The organism is Kitasatospora sp. NPDC088391, assembly GCF_044753345.1.
Classification (GTDB): Bacteria; Actinomycetota; Actinomycetes; order Streptomycetales; family Streptomycetaceae; genus Kitasatospora.
Genome location: NZ_JBIVNB010000005.1, coordinates 117571 through 131823, shown reverse-complemented (window position 1 = coordinate 131823; position 14253 = coordinate 117571). Strand labels below are relative to the sequence as shown.

Sequence of the window (14253 nt, the reverse complement as noted above, 5' to 3'; positions counted from 1 at the left end):
ACCATACACGAGCCCCCTCCCGGCTCAACCCCTGTCCACCACACGAGACGGCGGCCAGGGGCCGCGGGAGCGACCCCGATCTCACCCCGGCAGCTGCGTCGCCTCGGCCCAGCGCTTCAGCAGCGCCCCCGCCGCCCCCGAGTCGATCGCCCGCGCGGTGCGCTCCATCGCCGCCGCGAGCTGTTCCGTCAGCGGAGCGTCCGTCAGTTCCAGGGCCACCAGGGCGGCGGCGCTGTTGAGCAGGACGGCGTCCCGGACCGGCCCCGGGGCGCCGTTCAGGACGCGCCGCGCCACCTCCGCGTTGTACTCGGCGTCGGCGCCGCGCAGCGCCTCGATCCCGACCGTCTCGATCCCGACGTCCCGCGGGTCGAAGGCGGTCTCGGTGACGGCGCCGTCCCGGATCACCCAGACCCGGGAGGTGGTGGTGACCGTCAACTCGTCGAGTCCGTCGTCCCCCCGGAAGACCAGTCCCTTCGCGCCGCGCCGGGCGAGCACCCCGGCGATCAGCCCGGCCAGCCGGGTGTCGAAGCAGCCGACGGCGTGCGAGGTGACCCGGGCCGGGTTGGTGAGCGGGCCGAGGATGTTGAAGACCGTCGGCACGGCCAGCTCGGCCCGCGCCTGGGCGGTGTGCCGCATCGACGGGTGGAACTTGGCGGCGAAGCAGAAGGTCAGCCCGACCTCCTCGGCGACCTGGGCGACCCGCTCGGCGGAGAGGTCCAGGTTGATCCCGAGCCGCCCCAGCACGTCGGAGGAGCCGGAGGCCGACGACGAGGCCCGGTTGCCGTGCTTGACCACCTTCGCCCCGGCGGCGGCCGCGACCACCGCCGACATGGTGGAGATGTTGACCGTCCGGGCCCGGTCGCCGCCGGTGCCGACGATGTCGACGGCGGGACCGGGGATGTCCAGCGGGAGGGCGTGCGCGTACATCGTCTCGACCAGGCCGGAGATCTCCTCGACCGTCTCGCCCTTGCCGCGCATCGCGACCAGGAAGCCGGCCACCTGCACGGGGGTGGCCTCGCCGGTCATGATCCGGTCCATCGCCCAGGCGGTGTCGGCCTGGGCGAGGTCCTGGCCGCCCAGCAGCGAGCTCAGCAGGTCGGGCCAGGTGCGGACCACCTGCGCGGGGTCGCTACCGCCGTTCGCAGAGTGCGCGTTCACCATGGCCGACTCTCCAGCTCTCGTCTCCGTCCCGGGGCGTCCCCGGGACGTGGCGTCAGCCTATCGAGCGAGCGGGGACGGCCGCCGCGAGTTACCGCCCCCTTCTCTCCAGGTGAGACGCGCCCGTGAGACGGGCCGCCGGGACGCGCCGCCGGGGCGGTCAGCGCCCGGCGGGGGCGCGGCGGGCCAGCCGGGCCCGCAGCAGGGTGGTCGCGGCCTCGGCGAGCGGGACCGGGTCGACCGGGTGGGAGAGCGCGGCGTCGGCGCGGCTCCAGGCGGCGAGCCAGGAGTCCTGCGGACGGCCGATCAGGACCAGGACGGGCGGGCAGCCGTAGATCTCGTCCTTCAGCTGCCGGGTCAGGCCGAGCCCGCCGGCCGGGACGGCCTCGCCGTCGAGCACGCAGAGGTCGACGCCGCCCTTCTCCAGGGCGCGCAGCACCGCGGGGGCGGTGGCGCACTCCAGGTACTCGACCGCCGGGAGGTCCGCGGCGGGGCGCCGGCCGAGGGCGAGGCCGACCTGCTCGCGGGTGTTGCGGTCGTCGCTGTAGACGAGAACGGTGAGCGTCTCGTCGGAGTGCTGCGCCATGTCCCCTGCTTCCTGGTGCTCGTCCTCTTATATGCACGCCCGTTCCGCGGGGCGCGCCCGGACGGTCTCGGCCGAACGCCTGACGGCCGGACCGAACGGCCCAGTGTGACCCGGGCCACGTCCTCGGACGGATGCTACTCCGGCGCGGCCCTCCTGGAGAGTCCCCGACGCGATCTCGCTCAAGCCGACGCGCCCGGGAGTCACCCCGTCGGCGCAGTTCGCTCACCCGGTCCGAACAACCGTCAGAAAACGGGCGGCGCGGGAGCGGGGCATACCGCACGCACCGGACACTCCGAGGGAGACCCCCCGGCGTGAAGACGGAATAAGGGACCGACATAATGTCCGTCGTGGCGACAGCAACAGCAACAGAAACCGGACACGCGCACGGAGCGGTCAACAGGCCGAACCTGGTCAGCGTCGGAACCATTGTCTGGCTGAGCTCGGAGCTGATGTTCTTCGCGGCCCTGTTCGCGATGTACTTCACCCTCCGCTCGGTCAAGGGCGCCGAGTTCTGGCACGAGAAGGCCCACGCCCTCAACGTGCCGTTCTCCTCGGTCAACACCACGATCCTGGTGCTCTCCTCGCTCACCTGCCAGCTCGGCGTGTTCGCCGCCGAGCGCGGTGACGTGAAGAAGCTGCGCTCGTGGTTCGCGATCACCTTCGTGATGGGCGCCGTCTTCATCGGCGGCCAGATCTTCGAGTACACCGAGCTGGTCAAGAAGGACGGCCTGTCGCTGTCCTCGGACCCGTACGGCACGGTGTTCTACCTGACCACCGGCTTCCACGGCCTCCACGTGACGGGTGGTCTGATCGCCTTCCTGCTGGTCCTCGGGCGGACCTACGCGGCGCGGCGTTTCACCCACGAGCAGGCCACCGCGGCGATCGTGGTGTCGTACTACTGGCACTTCGTCGACGTCGTGTGGATCGGCCTGTTCGCGACCATCTACCTGATCAAGTAACAGCCGCCCCGCCCCTGACCCGGCGTCACCTGGACGCCTGGGCGTCAGGGGCAGGCTGCTGCCGACCAGATCCTGACACCGGGGTTATTCCGTGAAAAAGCTCTCCGCACGACGGCGCCACCCACTGGCGGCGGTCGTCGTTCTACTTCTCGCCCTGGCGGCCACCGGGGGGCTGTACGCCGCTTTCGCGCCCGCCGGGAAGGCGCAGGCCGACAGCTCCGCGCAGTCGCTCGCCATCGACGAGGGCAAGAAGCTCTTCGCCGTGGGCTGCTCCTCCTGCCACGGCCTGAACGGCCAGGGCACGTCTGACGGTCCGTCACTGGTCGGCGTCGGCTCCGCCGCGGTCGACTTCCAGGTCGCCACCGGTCGGATGCCCGCGCAGCAGCCGGGCGCCCAGGTCCCGCGCAAGAAGAACATCTACTCGCAGGCCGAGATCGACCAGCTGGCCGCCTACGTGGCCTCGCTGGGCCCCGGCCCGGTCACCCCGGGCAAGGACCAGTACCAGCCCTCCGAGGACCCGAAGACCAACGCCGAGCAGGTCGCCAAGGGTGGCGAGCTGTTCCGCACCAACTGCGCCCAGTGCCACAACTTCGCCGGCAAGGGCGGCGCGCTGACCAACGGCAAGTACGCCCCGTCCCTGGAGGGCGTGGACGCCAAGCACATCTACGAGGCCATGCAGACCGGCCCGCAGAACATGCCGTCCTTCCCCGACAGCACCATGCCGGAGGAGCAGAAGCGCGAGATCGTGGCCTTCGTCCGCAACGCCGACAACGAGCCGAACCCGGGCGGTCTCGCCCTGGGCAGCCTCGGTCCGGTGACCGAGGGCCTGTTCGGTTGGATCTTCGGTCTCGGCACGCTGATCGTGATCGCGATCTGGGTCGCCGCCCACACCACCAAGGCCAAGAAGTCATGAGCCACGACATGTCAGAGAACCTGCCGGAGGCGCACGACGCCTCCCACGGCACGGACGTCGCCACCCACGGCGACCCGTTCGCCGACCCGGGCCTGCCGGCCCACGAGCCGCGTCGGACCGACATCGACGAGCGGGCCGCCAAGCGGGCCGAGCGCCAGGTGTCGTTCATGTTCGTGGTGTCGATGCTGGCGACCGTCGGCTTCATCGCCTCGTACGCGTCGATCGACGCCGACAAGCTGGTCTACATCTTCCCGCTGGGCAAGGTCAGCGCCCTCAACTTCGCCCTGGGCCTGACCCTCGGCGTGGCGCTGTTCTGCATCGGCGCGGGCGCGGTCCACTGGGCCCGCACCCTGATGTCGGACCACGAGCTGCCGGCCGAGCGGCACGCGATCGAGGCCGACGACGAGGTCCGCAACGACGTCATCGAGCAGTTCAGGACGGGTGCCGCGGAGTCCGGCTTCGGCCGCCGCAAGATGATCCGCAACACCCTGATCGGCTCGATGGCCCTGGTGCCGCTGTCCGGTGTGGTGCTGCTGCGCGACCTCGGCCCGCTGCCGGAGAAGAAGCTGCTGCACACCGGTTGGGTGGAGGCCACCCCGGCCGAGCCGATCCAGCTGGTCAACATGAACACCGACCAGCCGATGAAGCCCGAGGACATCGTCCAGGGCTCGCTGACCTTCGCCAAGCCGAAGGGCCTGGAGGAGTCGGACGAGGACTTCCAGCAGCGCATCGCCAAGGACGCCCTGATGCTGATCCGGATCTCCCCGGACGACATCAAGGACGCCAAGTCGCGGGACAAGGGCTTCGAGGGCATCCTCGCCTACTCGAAGATCTGCACCCACGTCGGCTGCCCGATCTCGCTGTACGAGCAGCAGACCCACCACGCGCTCTGCCCCTGCCACCAGTCGACCTTCGACCTGGCGGACGGCGCTCGCGTCATCTTCGGCCCGGCCGGCCACCCGCTGCCGCAGCTGAAGATCACCACCGATGAGCAGGGCTTCCTGGTCGCCACCGGCGACTTCGACGAGCCCGTCGGCCCGAGTTACTGGGAGCGTCCGCGATGAGCAGCGCAAGCGGCACCAACAGTGCCTCCAAGCCGGCCAGCAGCCGCGCCAAGCCTGCCAACAAGGCCGAGGCGGCGACGGACTGGCTGGACGGCCGGCTGGGCATCTACACCCTGGCCAAGGCCAACCTGCGCAAGATCTTCCCGGACCACTGGTCCTTCATGCTCGGTGAGATCTGCCTCTACAGCTTCATCATCATCATCCTCACGGGTGTGTACCTGACGCTGTTCTTCACGCCGAGCATGGCCGAGACCGTGTACCACGGTTCGTACCTGCCGCTGAACGGCATCCGGATGTCGGAGGCCTACGCCTCGACGCTGAACATCAGCTTCGAGATCCGCGGCGGCCTGCTGATCCGTCAGATCCACCACTGGGCCGCGCTGGTCTTCGTCGCCGCGATGCTCGTGCACATGATGCGCGTGTTCTTCACCGGCGCGTTCCGCAAGCCCCGTGAGATCAACTGGGTCTTCGGCTTCCTGCTGCTGGTCCTGGGCATGTTCGACGGCTTCTTCGGCTACTCGCTGCCGGACGACCTGCTGTCGGGCACCGGCATCCGCTTCATGGAGGGCGCGATCCTCGCGGTGCCGCTGGTCGGCACCTACATCCAGATGTTCCTGTTCGGCGGCGAGTTCCCCGGCCACGACATCGTCCCGCGCTTCTTCACCATCCACGTGCTGCTCATCCCGGGCATCATGCTGGGCCTGCTGGTGGCGCACCTGATCCTGGTCTTCTACCACAAGCACACCCAGTGGGCGGGCCCGGGCAAGACCGAGAAGAACGTCGTCGGCATGCCGCTGATGCCGGTCTACATGGCGAAGGCCGGCGGCTTCTTCTTCCTGGTCTTCGGCATCATCGCCGCGATCTCGGCGATCGCCACGATCAACCCGATCTGGGCGTACGGCCCGTACCGTCCGGACCAGGTGTCGACCGACGCCCAGCCCGACTGGTACATGGGCTTCTCCGAGGGCCTGATCCGCATCATGCCGGGCTGGGAGATCTCGGTCTGGGGCGGTCACACGCTGAACCTCGGCGTGATGGTCCCGCTGGCGATCTTCCCGGCGGTGCTGGCCGCGATCGCGGTCTACCCGTTCATCGAGTCCTGGGTCACCGGCGACAAGCGCGAGCACCACATCCTGGACCGCCCGCGCAACGCCCCGGTCCGCACCGCGCTCGGCGCGGCCTGGATCTCGCTGTACCTGATCCTGCTGGTCGGTGGTGGCAACGACCTGTTCGCCACCCACCTGCACCTGTCGATCAACACGATCACGTACGCCGTCCGGGTCGGCTTCTTCGTGGTGCCGGTGCTCACCTTCATCGTCACCAAGCGCTGGTGCCTCGGCCTGCAGCGCCGTGACAAGGAGAAGGTGCTGCACGGCCGCGAGTCGGGCGTCATCAAGCGCCTGCCGCACGGCGAGTTCGTCGAGGTCCACACCCCGCTGGCGCAGAAGGACCTGCACACCCTCACCGCCCACGAGCAGCCCCAGCCGCTGGAGCTGCCCGCCGCGACGGACGAGAACGGTGTGGCCAGCAAGGCCGGCGTGGTGACCAAGGCCCGGGTGAAGCTCTCCGAGGGCTTCTACGGCGAGAGCAGCCAGATCTCCAAGCCCACCACCGAGGAGTACCACGAGATCACCAGCGGCCACGGCCACCACTGATCCCGGGTAGCTGTCACGCCACGTCAGAACCCCCACCGGCTCCGGCCGGTGGGGGTTCCGTCATCTGCGGCGCGGAGCCCTGACGCCCTGTTATGTTGACCGGGTGCACGTGGTGATCGATCATCAGTCCTCCGTCCCGCCCTACGAGCAGGTGCGTTCCCAGATCGCGGCCCGGGCCCGGGCGGGCGAACTGCCGGTCGGCCTGAAACTCCCCACCGTCCGCGCGCTGGCCGAGCAGCTCGGCCTGGCCGCCAACACGGTGGCCCGCGCCTACCGGGAGCTGGAGGCCGACGGCGTGGTCGAGACCCGGGGCCGGGCCGGCACCACGATCGCCGCGACCGGCGACACCTCGCAGCGCCTGGCCGCCACCGCCGCCACCGAGTACGCGGCGCTGACGGTGCGGCTCGGCCTGAGCCGGGACGAGGCGCTGGCCACCGTGCTGACCGCGCTGGACGCCGTCCGGCGCTGAGGAACGACGGAAGCGGGGGGGCCCCCCCCCCCGGGGGGGGGGGGGCCGCGGGGGGGGGGGGGGGCCCCCCCGGGGGGGGGGTCCCCCCCCGGCCGCCGGACCCCCCGGCGGCCCGCGGCGCGGGGGGCGGGGGTGCGGGGGGGGCGCGGGGGGCGCGCCGGGGGGGGGGCGGGGGGGGGGGGGCCGGGGGGGCCGGGCGCCCCCCCGCGCCCCTCTACCGGGAAGCTAGCCCGTACCGATCAGATGACCGGCTCGACACTCTCACCGGGCGCCCGACCGCTCACCCGTTCGGTCTCAAGCGCCGACTGCAGGATCACCACGGCGGCGGCCTGGTCGATCACCGAGCGGCCCTTCTTGGCCGACCGGCCGGAGGCCCGCAGCCCGGCGGCGGCGGTGACGGTGGTCATCCGCTCGTCCACCAGCCGGACCCCGACCGGGTACAGCAGGCCGGCCAGCCGGCCCGCGTACTCGCGAACCTTGGCCGCGGCCGGGCCCTCCTTGCCGTTCAGTGAACGCGGCAGACCGACCACGACCTCGATCGCGTCGTACTCCTCGACGATCGCCTTCAGCCGGGCCTGCGAGCGGCCACCGGCGGGGACGGTCTCCACCGGCGTGGCGATCAGCCCGTCGGGGTCGCAGACCGCGACCCCGATCCGGGCGTCGCCCACGTCGACGGCGATCCGCCGACCGCGCCGGAAGACCTTCTCCTCGATGGGCTGCTCACTCACGCGCGCTCGGCCACCAGCGCCCGGACGGCCTCGATCGCCGCGCCGACCGCGGCCGGGTCGGTGCCGCCGCCCTGCGCCACGTCGTCCTTGCCGCCACCGCCGCCGCCGAGCGTCTTCGCCGCGGCGCGGACCAGCTCACCGGCCTTGATGCCGCGCGAACGGGCGTCCTCGTTGGTGGCGATCACGGTCAGCGGGCGGTCGTTCGCGACGGTGAACGCGGCGACCACGGCCGGGCGGGAGCCGAGCCGGGCCCGGACGTCCAGCACCAGCTTGCGCAGCTCGTCCGCGCCGGTGCCGTCGGCGACCCGGGCGGCGACCAGGGCCACGCCCCGGACGTCCTCCGCGCCCTCGGCCAGACCGGCCGCCGCCGCGAGCACCTTCTCCGCGCGGAACTTCTCGATCTCCTTCTCGGCGTCCTTGAGCTTGGCGAGCATGCCGGAGATCTTCTCCGGCAGCTCCTCCGGGCGGCCCTTGACCAGTTCGGTCAGCTGGGCCACCACGGTGTGCTCGCGGGCCAGGAACTTGTACGCGTCGACGCCGACCAGCGCCTCCACCCGGCGCACGCCGGAGCCGATCGAGGACTCGCCGAGCAGCTTCACCAGGCCCAGCTGGGCGGTGTTGCCGACGTGCGTGCCGCCGCACAGCTCCTTGGAGAAGTCGCCGATGGTGACCACCCGCACCGAGTCGCCGTACTTCTCGCCGAACATCGCGATGGCGCCCTGCTTGCGGGCCTGGTCCATCGTCATCACCTCGGCGGTGACGTCGAGTTCGCGGACCAGCACCTCGTTGATCTTCTGCTCGACGTCGGTCAGCACCGAGCCGGGAACGGCCGCGGGCGAGCCGAAGTCGAACCGGAAGCGGCCCGGCGCGTTCTCCGAACCGGCCTGCGCGGCCGTCGGGCCGAGCGCGTCGCGCAGCGCCTGGTGGGTCAGGTGGGTCGCCGAGTGGGCGCGCGAGACGGCCCGGCGGCGGTCGGTGTCGATGGTGGCGTACGCGGACGCGCCGAGCACCACCTCGCCGAACAGCACCCCGCCGGAGTGCACGATCACGCCGGGCACCGGCTGCTGGACGTCGCGGATCTCGACGACCGCGCCGGAGTCGAGGCGGATCCGGCCGTGGTCGGCGAGCTGGCCGCCGCCCTCGGCGTAGAACGGGGTGCGGTCGAGGACGATCTCGACCTCGTCGCCCTCGGTGGCCGCGGGCGACGGGACGCCGTCGACCAGCAGGCCGACCACGGTGGCCTCGCCCTCGGTGTTGGCGTAGCCGGTGAAGACCGACGCGCCCGCCTTGTCGGCGACCTCGCGGTACGCGGCGACGTCGGCGTGGCCCATCTTCTTCGCCTTGGCGTCGGCCTTGGCGCGGTCCCGCTGCTCCTGCATCAGGCGGCGGAAGCCGGACTCGTCGACCTGGAGGCCCTGCTCCTCGGCCATCTCCAGGGTCAGGTCGATCGGGAAGCCGTAGGTGTCGTGCAGCTTGAACGCCTGCTCGCCGGAGAGCACCGCGCCGCCGGACTGCTTGGTCTCGGTGACCGCGGCGTCCAGCAGGCTGGTGCCGGAGCGCAGGGTCTGCAGGAAGGCGTTCTCCTCCGCGACCACCACGGTCTCGATCCGCTTGCGGTCGGACTCCAGCTCCGGGTACTGCGGGGCCATCGCCTTGATCGAGATGTCGATCAGGTCCTTGGCGACCGGCTCGGTGGCGCCCAGCAGGCGCATGTTGCGGATCGCCCGGCGCAGGATGCGGCGCAGCACGTAGCCGCGACCCTCGTTGCCGGGGGTGACGCCGTCGCCGACCAGCATCAGCGCGGTGCGGAAGTGGTCGGTGACCACGCGCAGCGAGACGTCCGACTTGCGGTCGGCGCCGTAGGTGTGGCCGGTGAGCTCGGCGGCGCGGTCGAGGATCATCCGCGAGGTGTCGATCTCGAACAGGTTGTCGACGCCCTGCAGGATCGCGGCCAGGCGCTCCAGGCCGAGGCCGGTGTCGATGTTCTTGCTCGGCAGGTCGCCGAGGATCTCGAACCCGTCCTTGCCGTCGCCGTGGCCGCGCTCGTACTGCATGAAGACCAGGTTCCAGATCTCCAGGTAGCGCTCGCCGTTGACCGCCGGGCCGCCCTCCTCGCCGTACGCGGGGCCGCGGTCGTAGTTGATCTCCGAGCACGGGCCGCACGGACCGGGGACGCCCATCGACCAGAAGTTGTCCTTCATGCCGAGGCGCTGGATGCGCTCGGACGGCACGCCGATGACGTCCCGCCAGATCTGCTCGGCCTCGTCGTCGTCCTGGTAGACGGTGATCCAGAGCTTCTCGGGCTCCAGGCCGTAGCCGCCGTCCGCGACGGAGCCGGTGAGCAGCTCCCAGGCGAACGTGATGGCGCCTTCCTTGAAGTAGTCGCCGAACGAGAAGTTGCCGCACATCTGGAAGAACGAGCCGTGCCGGGTGGTCTTCCCGACCTCCTCGATGTCCAGCGTGCGGACGCACTTCTGCACGCTGGTGGCGCGCTGGAACTGCGGCTTGATCTCACCCAGGAAGTACGGCTTGAACGGCACCATGCCGGCGTTCACCAGCAGCAGGGTGGGGTCGTCGGCGACCAGCGAGGCCGACGGTACGACGGTGTGGCCGCGCTCCTCGAAGAAGCGCAGCCAGCGGCGGCGGATCTCTGCCGACTCCATCAGTGGGGGTCCTTCCGATCGGTCGTGCGGCCCGGCAGCTCGCGCTGACGGGACTTGGCAACGATGGCTTGGGGGGTGCGCGGGGTGCGCGACGGGGGCAGGGCGGCGGCCGGGGAGCCCGGGGCCGCCGAGATAGCTCGGCCCCCGCTGTCACCGGTGGCGCCGCGCCGCAGGCGGCGCGGCGGCTCGACCACCGCGGAGCCGTCCAGGCCGAGGTCCGCGCGCAACTGCCGCTCGCGCTCGGCCATGCCGGCCTTCACGTCCAGCGCGAAGCGCTTGGCCGCGTCGCCGGCGTGCAGCGCGCCGCGGGCCGCGGTGCCGGACAGCGAGTCCGGGGTGAGGCGGTGCACCGCCTCGTTGGCCTTGCCCATCGCCCACACCGCGGCGCCCGCGCCGACGGCCATCCAGAAGATCCTGCGCACCATCGCCGTCAGCCCCTCACGGCCCGGCGGACCCGGGCCAGCAGCCCGCCGCGCGGCGCCGTCGCCGCCCGCACCTCGGCCCGGATCATCCGGGCCAACTCCTCGCGCTCACCGGCCTGCTGAGGCAGCGTCGGACCGGCCTGCTGCCGGGCCACCGCCTTGCGCACGCCGTAGCTGAACGCGGCCAGCTTGACCAGCGGCCCGCCCAGCGTGGCCGCCACCGTGGAGGACAGCGCCTTGGCGTCGGCCGCGGCGTCCTGCACGTTGGCGGTGATCTCGTCGACCCGCTCCAGCTGCTCGTTGGCGCTGCGGACCGCGCTGTTCGCGTCCCGCAGCAGCGGGACGGCCTGCTCGGTGACGGCGGCGACCAGCCCGGTCGCCTCCCGCAGCACCTTGGACAGCCGGACCAGCACCACGGCGAGCAGGGTGACCAGGACCGCCCAGAAGACGGCGACCAACAGCCCGGCCAGCTCTCCCACGGACACCTTCGCGCGCTCCCTCGCCTGTGCGGTCGTACTCCTGCGATCCCAGGGTTGAACCCTACCGCGACCGCGGGTCGCCTCCGGACCTGCCGCCTCCCCGGAGGGTCGGCCCCCGGACGGGCCCGGGAACGGGAAACGCCCCCGCGGTCCGAGGACCGAGGGGGCGTTCCGCTCGCGGGTCAGCGCGAGTAGTACTCGACGACGAGCTGCTCGTCGCAGACGACCGGAACCTCGCGACGCTGCGGCGCGCGGTCCAGGCGGAAGGCCAGGGCCTTCAGGTTGACCTCGAGGTACTTCGGGGTCTGGCCCTCGCCGGCGTTGCCGCCCTCACGAGCCACCTGGAAGGGGACCTTCTCCTTGGACTTTTCCTTGACCGTGACGACGTAGCCCGGCTTCAGCTGGAACGACGGCTTGTTGACCTTCGCGCCGTTGACCTGGATGTGGCCGTGCACGACCATCTGGCGGGCCTGGTAGATGGTGCGGGCGATGCCCGAACGCATGACCAGGGCGTCGAGGCGGATCTCCAGCAGACCGACGAGCGCCTCGCCCGTCTTGCCCTCGATCTTCTTGGCGGCCTCGAAGGCACGCGCCATCTGCTTCTCGCTGAGGTCGTACTGCGCGCGCAGACGCTGCTTCTCGGTCAGACGGACCTTGTAGTCAGAGTTCTGCTTGCGGCCGCGGCCGTGCTGGCCGGGCGGGTACGGGCGGGCCTCGAAGTACTTGACGGACTTCGGGGTCAGCGGAATGCCGAGGGCACGGGCAATCTTGACCTTGGGGCGCTTCTGGTTCGCCATGTTTCCTTTTCCTGTTCAATTACGGCTGTCACCAGGTGTTGACGGAGGACGCTTCTCGCGGTCCGGAGAAAAACCGTCCGTCGCCGGATGGTCAGCCGCTCTCCGCGACCGGGCACTATGTGCTTGCACACGAGAGGCCCACCGACCGGGAAGGGTGGTGGGCTGCCCGCGACACCGAAGACCGGTGCGCGCCGCTCCTGGGGAACTCCCTTGCGGGAGAGCCCCGTTCAGTGCCCCGCTGGTGCGGCCGGTCGTTCCTCGCGGAACCCCGGGCCCGGGACACACTGCGAGCCAGTCTACAGGGTCCTCACTCCCCCTTGAGCCGGGCCCTGGTCCACTCCGCGATGTCCGCGTACCGGGCCTCGCCGCCGCGCCGGGTCGGCCGGTAGTACTCCTTGCCGTGCACCTCGTCCGGCGCGTACTGCTGGGCGGCGATGCCCTCCGGCAGGTCGTGCGGGTACCGGTACCCCTTGCCGTGCCCGAGCTTCTTCGCCCCGCCGTAGTGCGCGTCCCGCAGGTGCGCGGGCACCGCGCCCGCCAGGCCCTGCCGGACGTCCGCCAGCGCGGCGTCGATCGCCAGGTAGGCGGCGTTCGACTTGGGCGCCAGGGCGAGCGCGATCGCCGCCTGGGAGAGGATGATCCGGGCCTCCGGGAAGCCGATCAGCGCCACCGCCTGGGCGGCCGCGACGGCGGTGGACAGCGCGGTCGGGTCGGCCAGGCCGACGTCCTCGCTGGCGGAGATCATCAGGCGGCGGGCGATGAACCGCGGGTCCTCCCCCGCCTCGATCATCCGGGCCAGGTAGTGCAGCGTGGCGTCCACGTCGCTGCCCCGGATCGACTTGATCAGCGCGCTGGCCACGTCGTAGTGCTGGTCGCCGTCCTTGTCGTAGCGCACCGCGGCCTGGTTGACGGCCGTCTCGGTCGCCTCCAGGGTCAGCACCGGCGCGCCCCGCTCCAGCGCCGCGCCGGCCGCCGCCTCCAGCGTGGTCAGCGCCCGCCGGGCGTCGCCCCCGGCCAGCCGGACCAGGTGGTCCTCGGCCTCCGGGTCCAGCTCCACGCTGCCGCCGAGTCCGCGCTCGTCGGCGACGGCGCGGCGCAGCAGGGCCCGGACGTCCTCGTCGGTGAGCGACTCCAGGGTGAGCAGCAGCGAGCGGGAGAGCAGCGGCGAGATCACCGAGAAGTACGGGTTCTCGGTGGTCGCGGCGATCAGCGTCACCCAGCGGTTCTCCACGGCGGGCAGCAGCGAGTCCTGCTGGGCCTTGGAGAAGCGGTGGATCTCGTCCAGGAACAGCACCGTCTCGCGGCCGCTCATGCCGATGGCGCGCCGGGCGCCGTCGATCACCGCCCGGACCTCCTTGACGCCGTGGGTGATCGCGGAGAGTTCGACGAACCGGCCCTCCACGGCCTGGCTGATCACGTGCGCCAGCGTGGTCTTGCCCGTCCCGGGCGGCCCCCAGAGGATCACCGAGCTGGTCGCCGCCGGGCCCTTCGCGCCCGCCACCAGCCGTCGCAGCGGCGAGCCGTCGCGGAGCAGTTGCCGCTGCCCGGCCACCTCGTCCAGGGTCCGCGGCCGCATCCGCACCGCGAGCGGGGCCCGCCCGGGCTCGGCGGTCCGGAGCTCCTCGGCGGCGTGCGTGAAAAGGTCGGGCTCGTCCACGCCACGAGCCTATGCGACCGGACCGACAGGCCCGGACGGTGCCGCCGGGAGCCGCCGGGAGCCGCCGGGAGCCGCTACTCGAAGCGCGCGGGGTCGCCGGCGCCGTACCGGACGATCTCCGCGGTGCCGTCGGAGAAGTCGACCACCGTGGTCGGGACGGTGCCGCAGTCGCCGGAGTCGACCACGATGTCCAGCACGTGGTCGAGCTCCTCCTTGATCTCCCAGCCCTGCGTCATCGGCTCCTCCTGGCCGGGCAGCAGCAGCGTGCTGGAGACCAGCGGCTCGCCCAACTCGGTGAGCAGCGCCCGGGTGACGGGGTGGTCGGGGATGCGGACGCCGACGGTCTTCTTCTTCGGGTGGAGCAGCCGGCGCGGCACCTCCTTGGTGGCGGGGAGGATGAAGGTGTAGCTGCCGGGGGTGGCGGCCTTGACGGCGCGGAACACGTTGTTGTCGAGCTGGACGAACCGGCCGAGCTGGGCGAAGTCCTCGCACATCAGGGTGAAGTGGTGCCGCTCGTCGAGCCGCCGGATGGTCCTGATCCGGTCCAGGCCGTCCCGGTTGTCGAGCCGGCAGCCGAGCGCGAAGCAGGAGTCGGTGGGGTACGCGATGAGGGCGCCGTCCCGGATGCCCGCCACCACCGTGGAGACGGTGCGCGGCTGGGGGGTCTCGGGGTGCACGTCGAAGTACTTCGCCATTGGACGAC

General features: G+C 71.6%; 14 protein-coding genes. 5 read left to right on the top strand and 9 right to left on the bottom strand.

Translation table 11 applies throughout. The annotated features are described in order from the left end of the window. Positions 1-81 precede the first annotated feature (81 nt). Both trpD and ACIQBJ_RS17160 read right to left on the bottom strand, forming a co-directional pair. Entirely contained in the window at positions 82-1161 is a 1080-nt protein-coding gene (gene trpD, locus ACIQBJ_RS17165) for an anthranilate phosphoribosyltransferase (RefSeq protein ID WP_400710154.1), read from the bottom strand. A 157-nt stretch (positions 1162-1318) separates the two neighbouring features. Beyond that, complete coding sequence (locus ACIQBJ_RS17160) at positions 1319-1744, bottom strand: hypothetical protein (protein WP_400710151.1); 426 nt, start codon at positions 1742-1744, stop codon at positions 1319-1321. 338 nt (positions 1745-2082) lie between these two features. On the opposite strand from ACIQBJ_RS17160, the gene ACIQBJ_RS17155 reads away from it, so the two are divergent. The 5 genes from ACIQBJ_RS17155 (at position 2083) to ACIQBJ_RS17135 (ending at position 6804) form a co-directional block, all read left to right on the top strand. Next, complete coding sequence (locus ACIQBJ_RS17155) at positions 2083-2703, top strand: heme-copper oxidase subunit III (RefSeq protein ID WP_400710148.1); 621 nt, start codon at positions 2083-2085, stop codon at positions 2701-2703. 91 nt (positions 2704-2794) lie between these two features. Further along, positions 2795-3616, top strand: coding sequence for a c-type cytochrome (locus ACIQBJ_RS17150; RefSeq protein WP_400710146.1), 822 nt, complete (start codon positions 2795-2797; stop codon positions 3614-3616). 8 nt (positions 3617-3624) lie between these two features. Further along, the gene (locus tag ACIQBJ_RS17145) at positions 3625-4680 is read left to right on the top strand and encodes a Rieske 2Fe-2S domain-containing protein (RefSeq protein WP_400710143.1); all 1056 of its coding nucleotides are present in this window, start codon (positions 3625-3627) and stop codon (positions 4678-4680) included. Further along, positions 4677-6335, top strand: a complete 1659-nt coding sequence (locus tag ACIQBJ_RS17140; protein ID WP_400710140.1) for a cytochrome bc complex cytochrome b subunit — start codon at positions 4677-4679, stop codon at positions 6333-6335. The genes ACIQBJ_RS17145 and ACIQBJ_RS17140 overlap by 4 nt, the downstream gene beginning before the upstream one ends. Positions 6336-6438: 103 nt before the next feature. Next, on the top strand, positions 6439-6804 hold the full coding sequence (locus ACIQBJ_RS17135; RefSeq protein WP_400710137.1) for a GntR family transcriptional regulator: 366 nt from the start codon (positions 6439-6441) through the stop codon (positions 6802-6804). A 239-nt stretch (positions 6805-7043) separates the two neighbouring features. Here the strand turns inward: ACIQBJ_RS17135 and ruvX are convergent, their stop codons facing one another. From ruvX to ACIQBJ_RS17100, 7 genes are all read right to left on the bottom strand, one after another. Beyond that, on the bottom strand, positions 7044-7517 hold the full coding sequence (gene ruvX, locus ACIQBJ_RS17130; protein ID WP_400711332.1) for a Holliday junction resolvase RuvX: 474 nt from the start codon (positions 7515-7517) through the stop codon (positions 7044-7046). Between the two features lie 11 nt (positions 7518-7528). After that, positions 7529-10195: an alanine--tRNA ligase gene (gene alaS / locus ACIQBJ_RS17125; protein WP_400710134.1), complete on the bottom strand. Its 2667-nt coding sequence runs from the start codon at positions 10193-10195 to the stop codon at positions 7529-7531. After that, positions 10195-10620, bottom strand: a complete 426-nt coding sequence (locus ACIQBJ_RS17120) for a DUF6167 family protein (protein ID WP_400710131.1) — start codon at positions 10618-10620, stop codon at positions 10195-10197. Before ACIQBJ_RS17120 ends, alaS begins: the two co-directional genes overlap by 1 nt. Positions 10621-10625: 5 nt before the next feature. Next, positions 10626-11102, bottom strand: a complete 477-nt coding sequence (locus ACIQBJ_RS17115; protein ID WP_400710128.1) for a DUF948 domain-containing protein — start codon at positions 11100-11102, stop codon at positions 10626-10628. A 176-nt stretch (positions 11103-11278) separates the two neighbouring features. After that, a complete protein-coding gene (rpsD, locus tag ACIQBJ_RS17110; protein WP_400710125.1) occupies positions 11279-11893 on the bottom strand; it encodes a 30S ribosomal protein S4 in 615 nt (204 codons plus the stop codon). Between the two features lie 307 nt (positions 11894-12200). Continuing rightward, complete coding sequence (locus ACIQBJ_RS17105) at positions 12201-13550, bottom strand: replication-associated recombination protein A (protein WP_400710122.1); 1350 nt, start codon at positions 13548-13550, stop codon at positions 12201-12203. A 74-nt stretch (positions 13551-13624) separates the two neighbouring features. Then, positions 13625-14245, bottom strand: a complete 621-nt coding sequence (locus tag ACIQBJ_RS17100; RefSeq protein WP_400710119.1) for an L-threonylcarbamoyladenylate synthase — start codon at positions 14243-14245, stop codon at positions 13625-13627. Positions 14246-14253: the final 8 nt, after the last annotated feature.

Excerpts from the sequence above, each read along its gene's own strand:
- trpD (WP_400710154.1), bottom strand. The coding sequence starts at position 1,161 with ATGGTGAACGCGCACTCTGCGAACGGCGGTAGCGACCCCGCGCAGGTG.
- ACIQBJ_RS17160 (WP_400710151.1), bottom strand. The coding sequence starts at position 1,744 with ATGGCGCAGCACTCCGACGAGACGCTCACCGTTCTCGTCTACAGCGAC.
- ACIQBJ_RS17155 (WP_400710148.1), top strand. The coding sequence starts at position 2,083 with ATGTCCGTCGTGGCGACAGCAACAGCAACAGAAACCGGACACGCGCAC.
- ACIQBJ_RS17145 (WP_400710143.1), top strand. The coding sequence starts at position 3,625 with ATGTCAGAGAACCTGCCGGAGGCGCACGACGCCTCCCACGGCACGGAC.
- ACIQBJ_RS17140 (WP_400710140.1), top strand. The coding sequence starts at position 4,677 with ATGAGCAGCGCAAGCGGCACCAACAGTGCCTCCAAGCCGGCCAGCAGC.
- alaS (WP_400710134.1), bottom strand. The coding sequence starts at position 10,195 with ATGGAGTCGGCAGAGATCCGCCGCCGCTGGCTGCGCTTCTTCGAGGAG.
- ACIQBJ_RS17120 (WP_400710131.1), bottom strand. The coding sequence starts at position 10,620 with ATGGTGCGCAGGATCTTCTGGATGGCCGTCGGCGCGGGCGCCGCGGTG.
- rpsD (WP_400710125.1), bottom strand. The coding sequence starts at position 11,893 with ATGGCGAACCAGAAGCGCCCCAAGGTCAAGATTGCCCGTGCCCTCGGC.
- ACIQBJ_RS17100 (WP_400710119.1), bottom strand. The coding sequence starts at position 14,245 with ATGGCGAAGTACTTCGACGTGCACCCCGAGACCCCCCAGCCGCGCACC.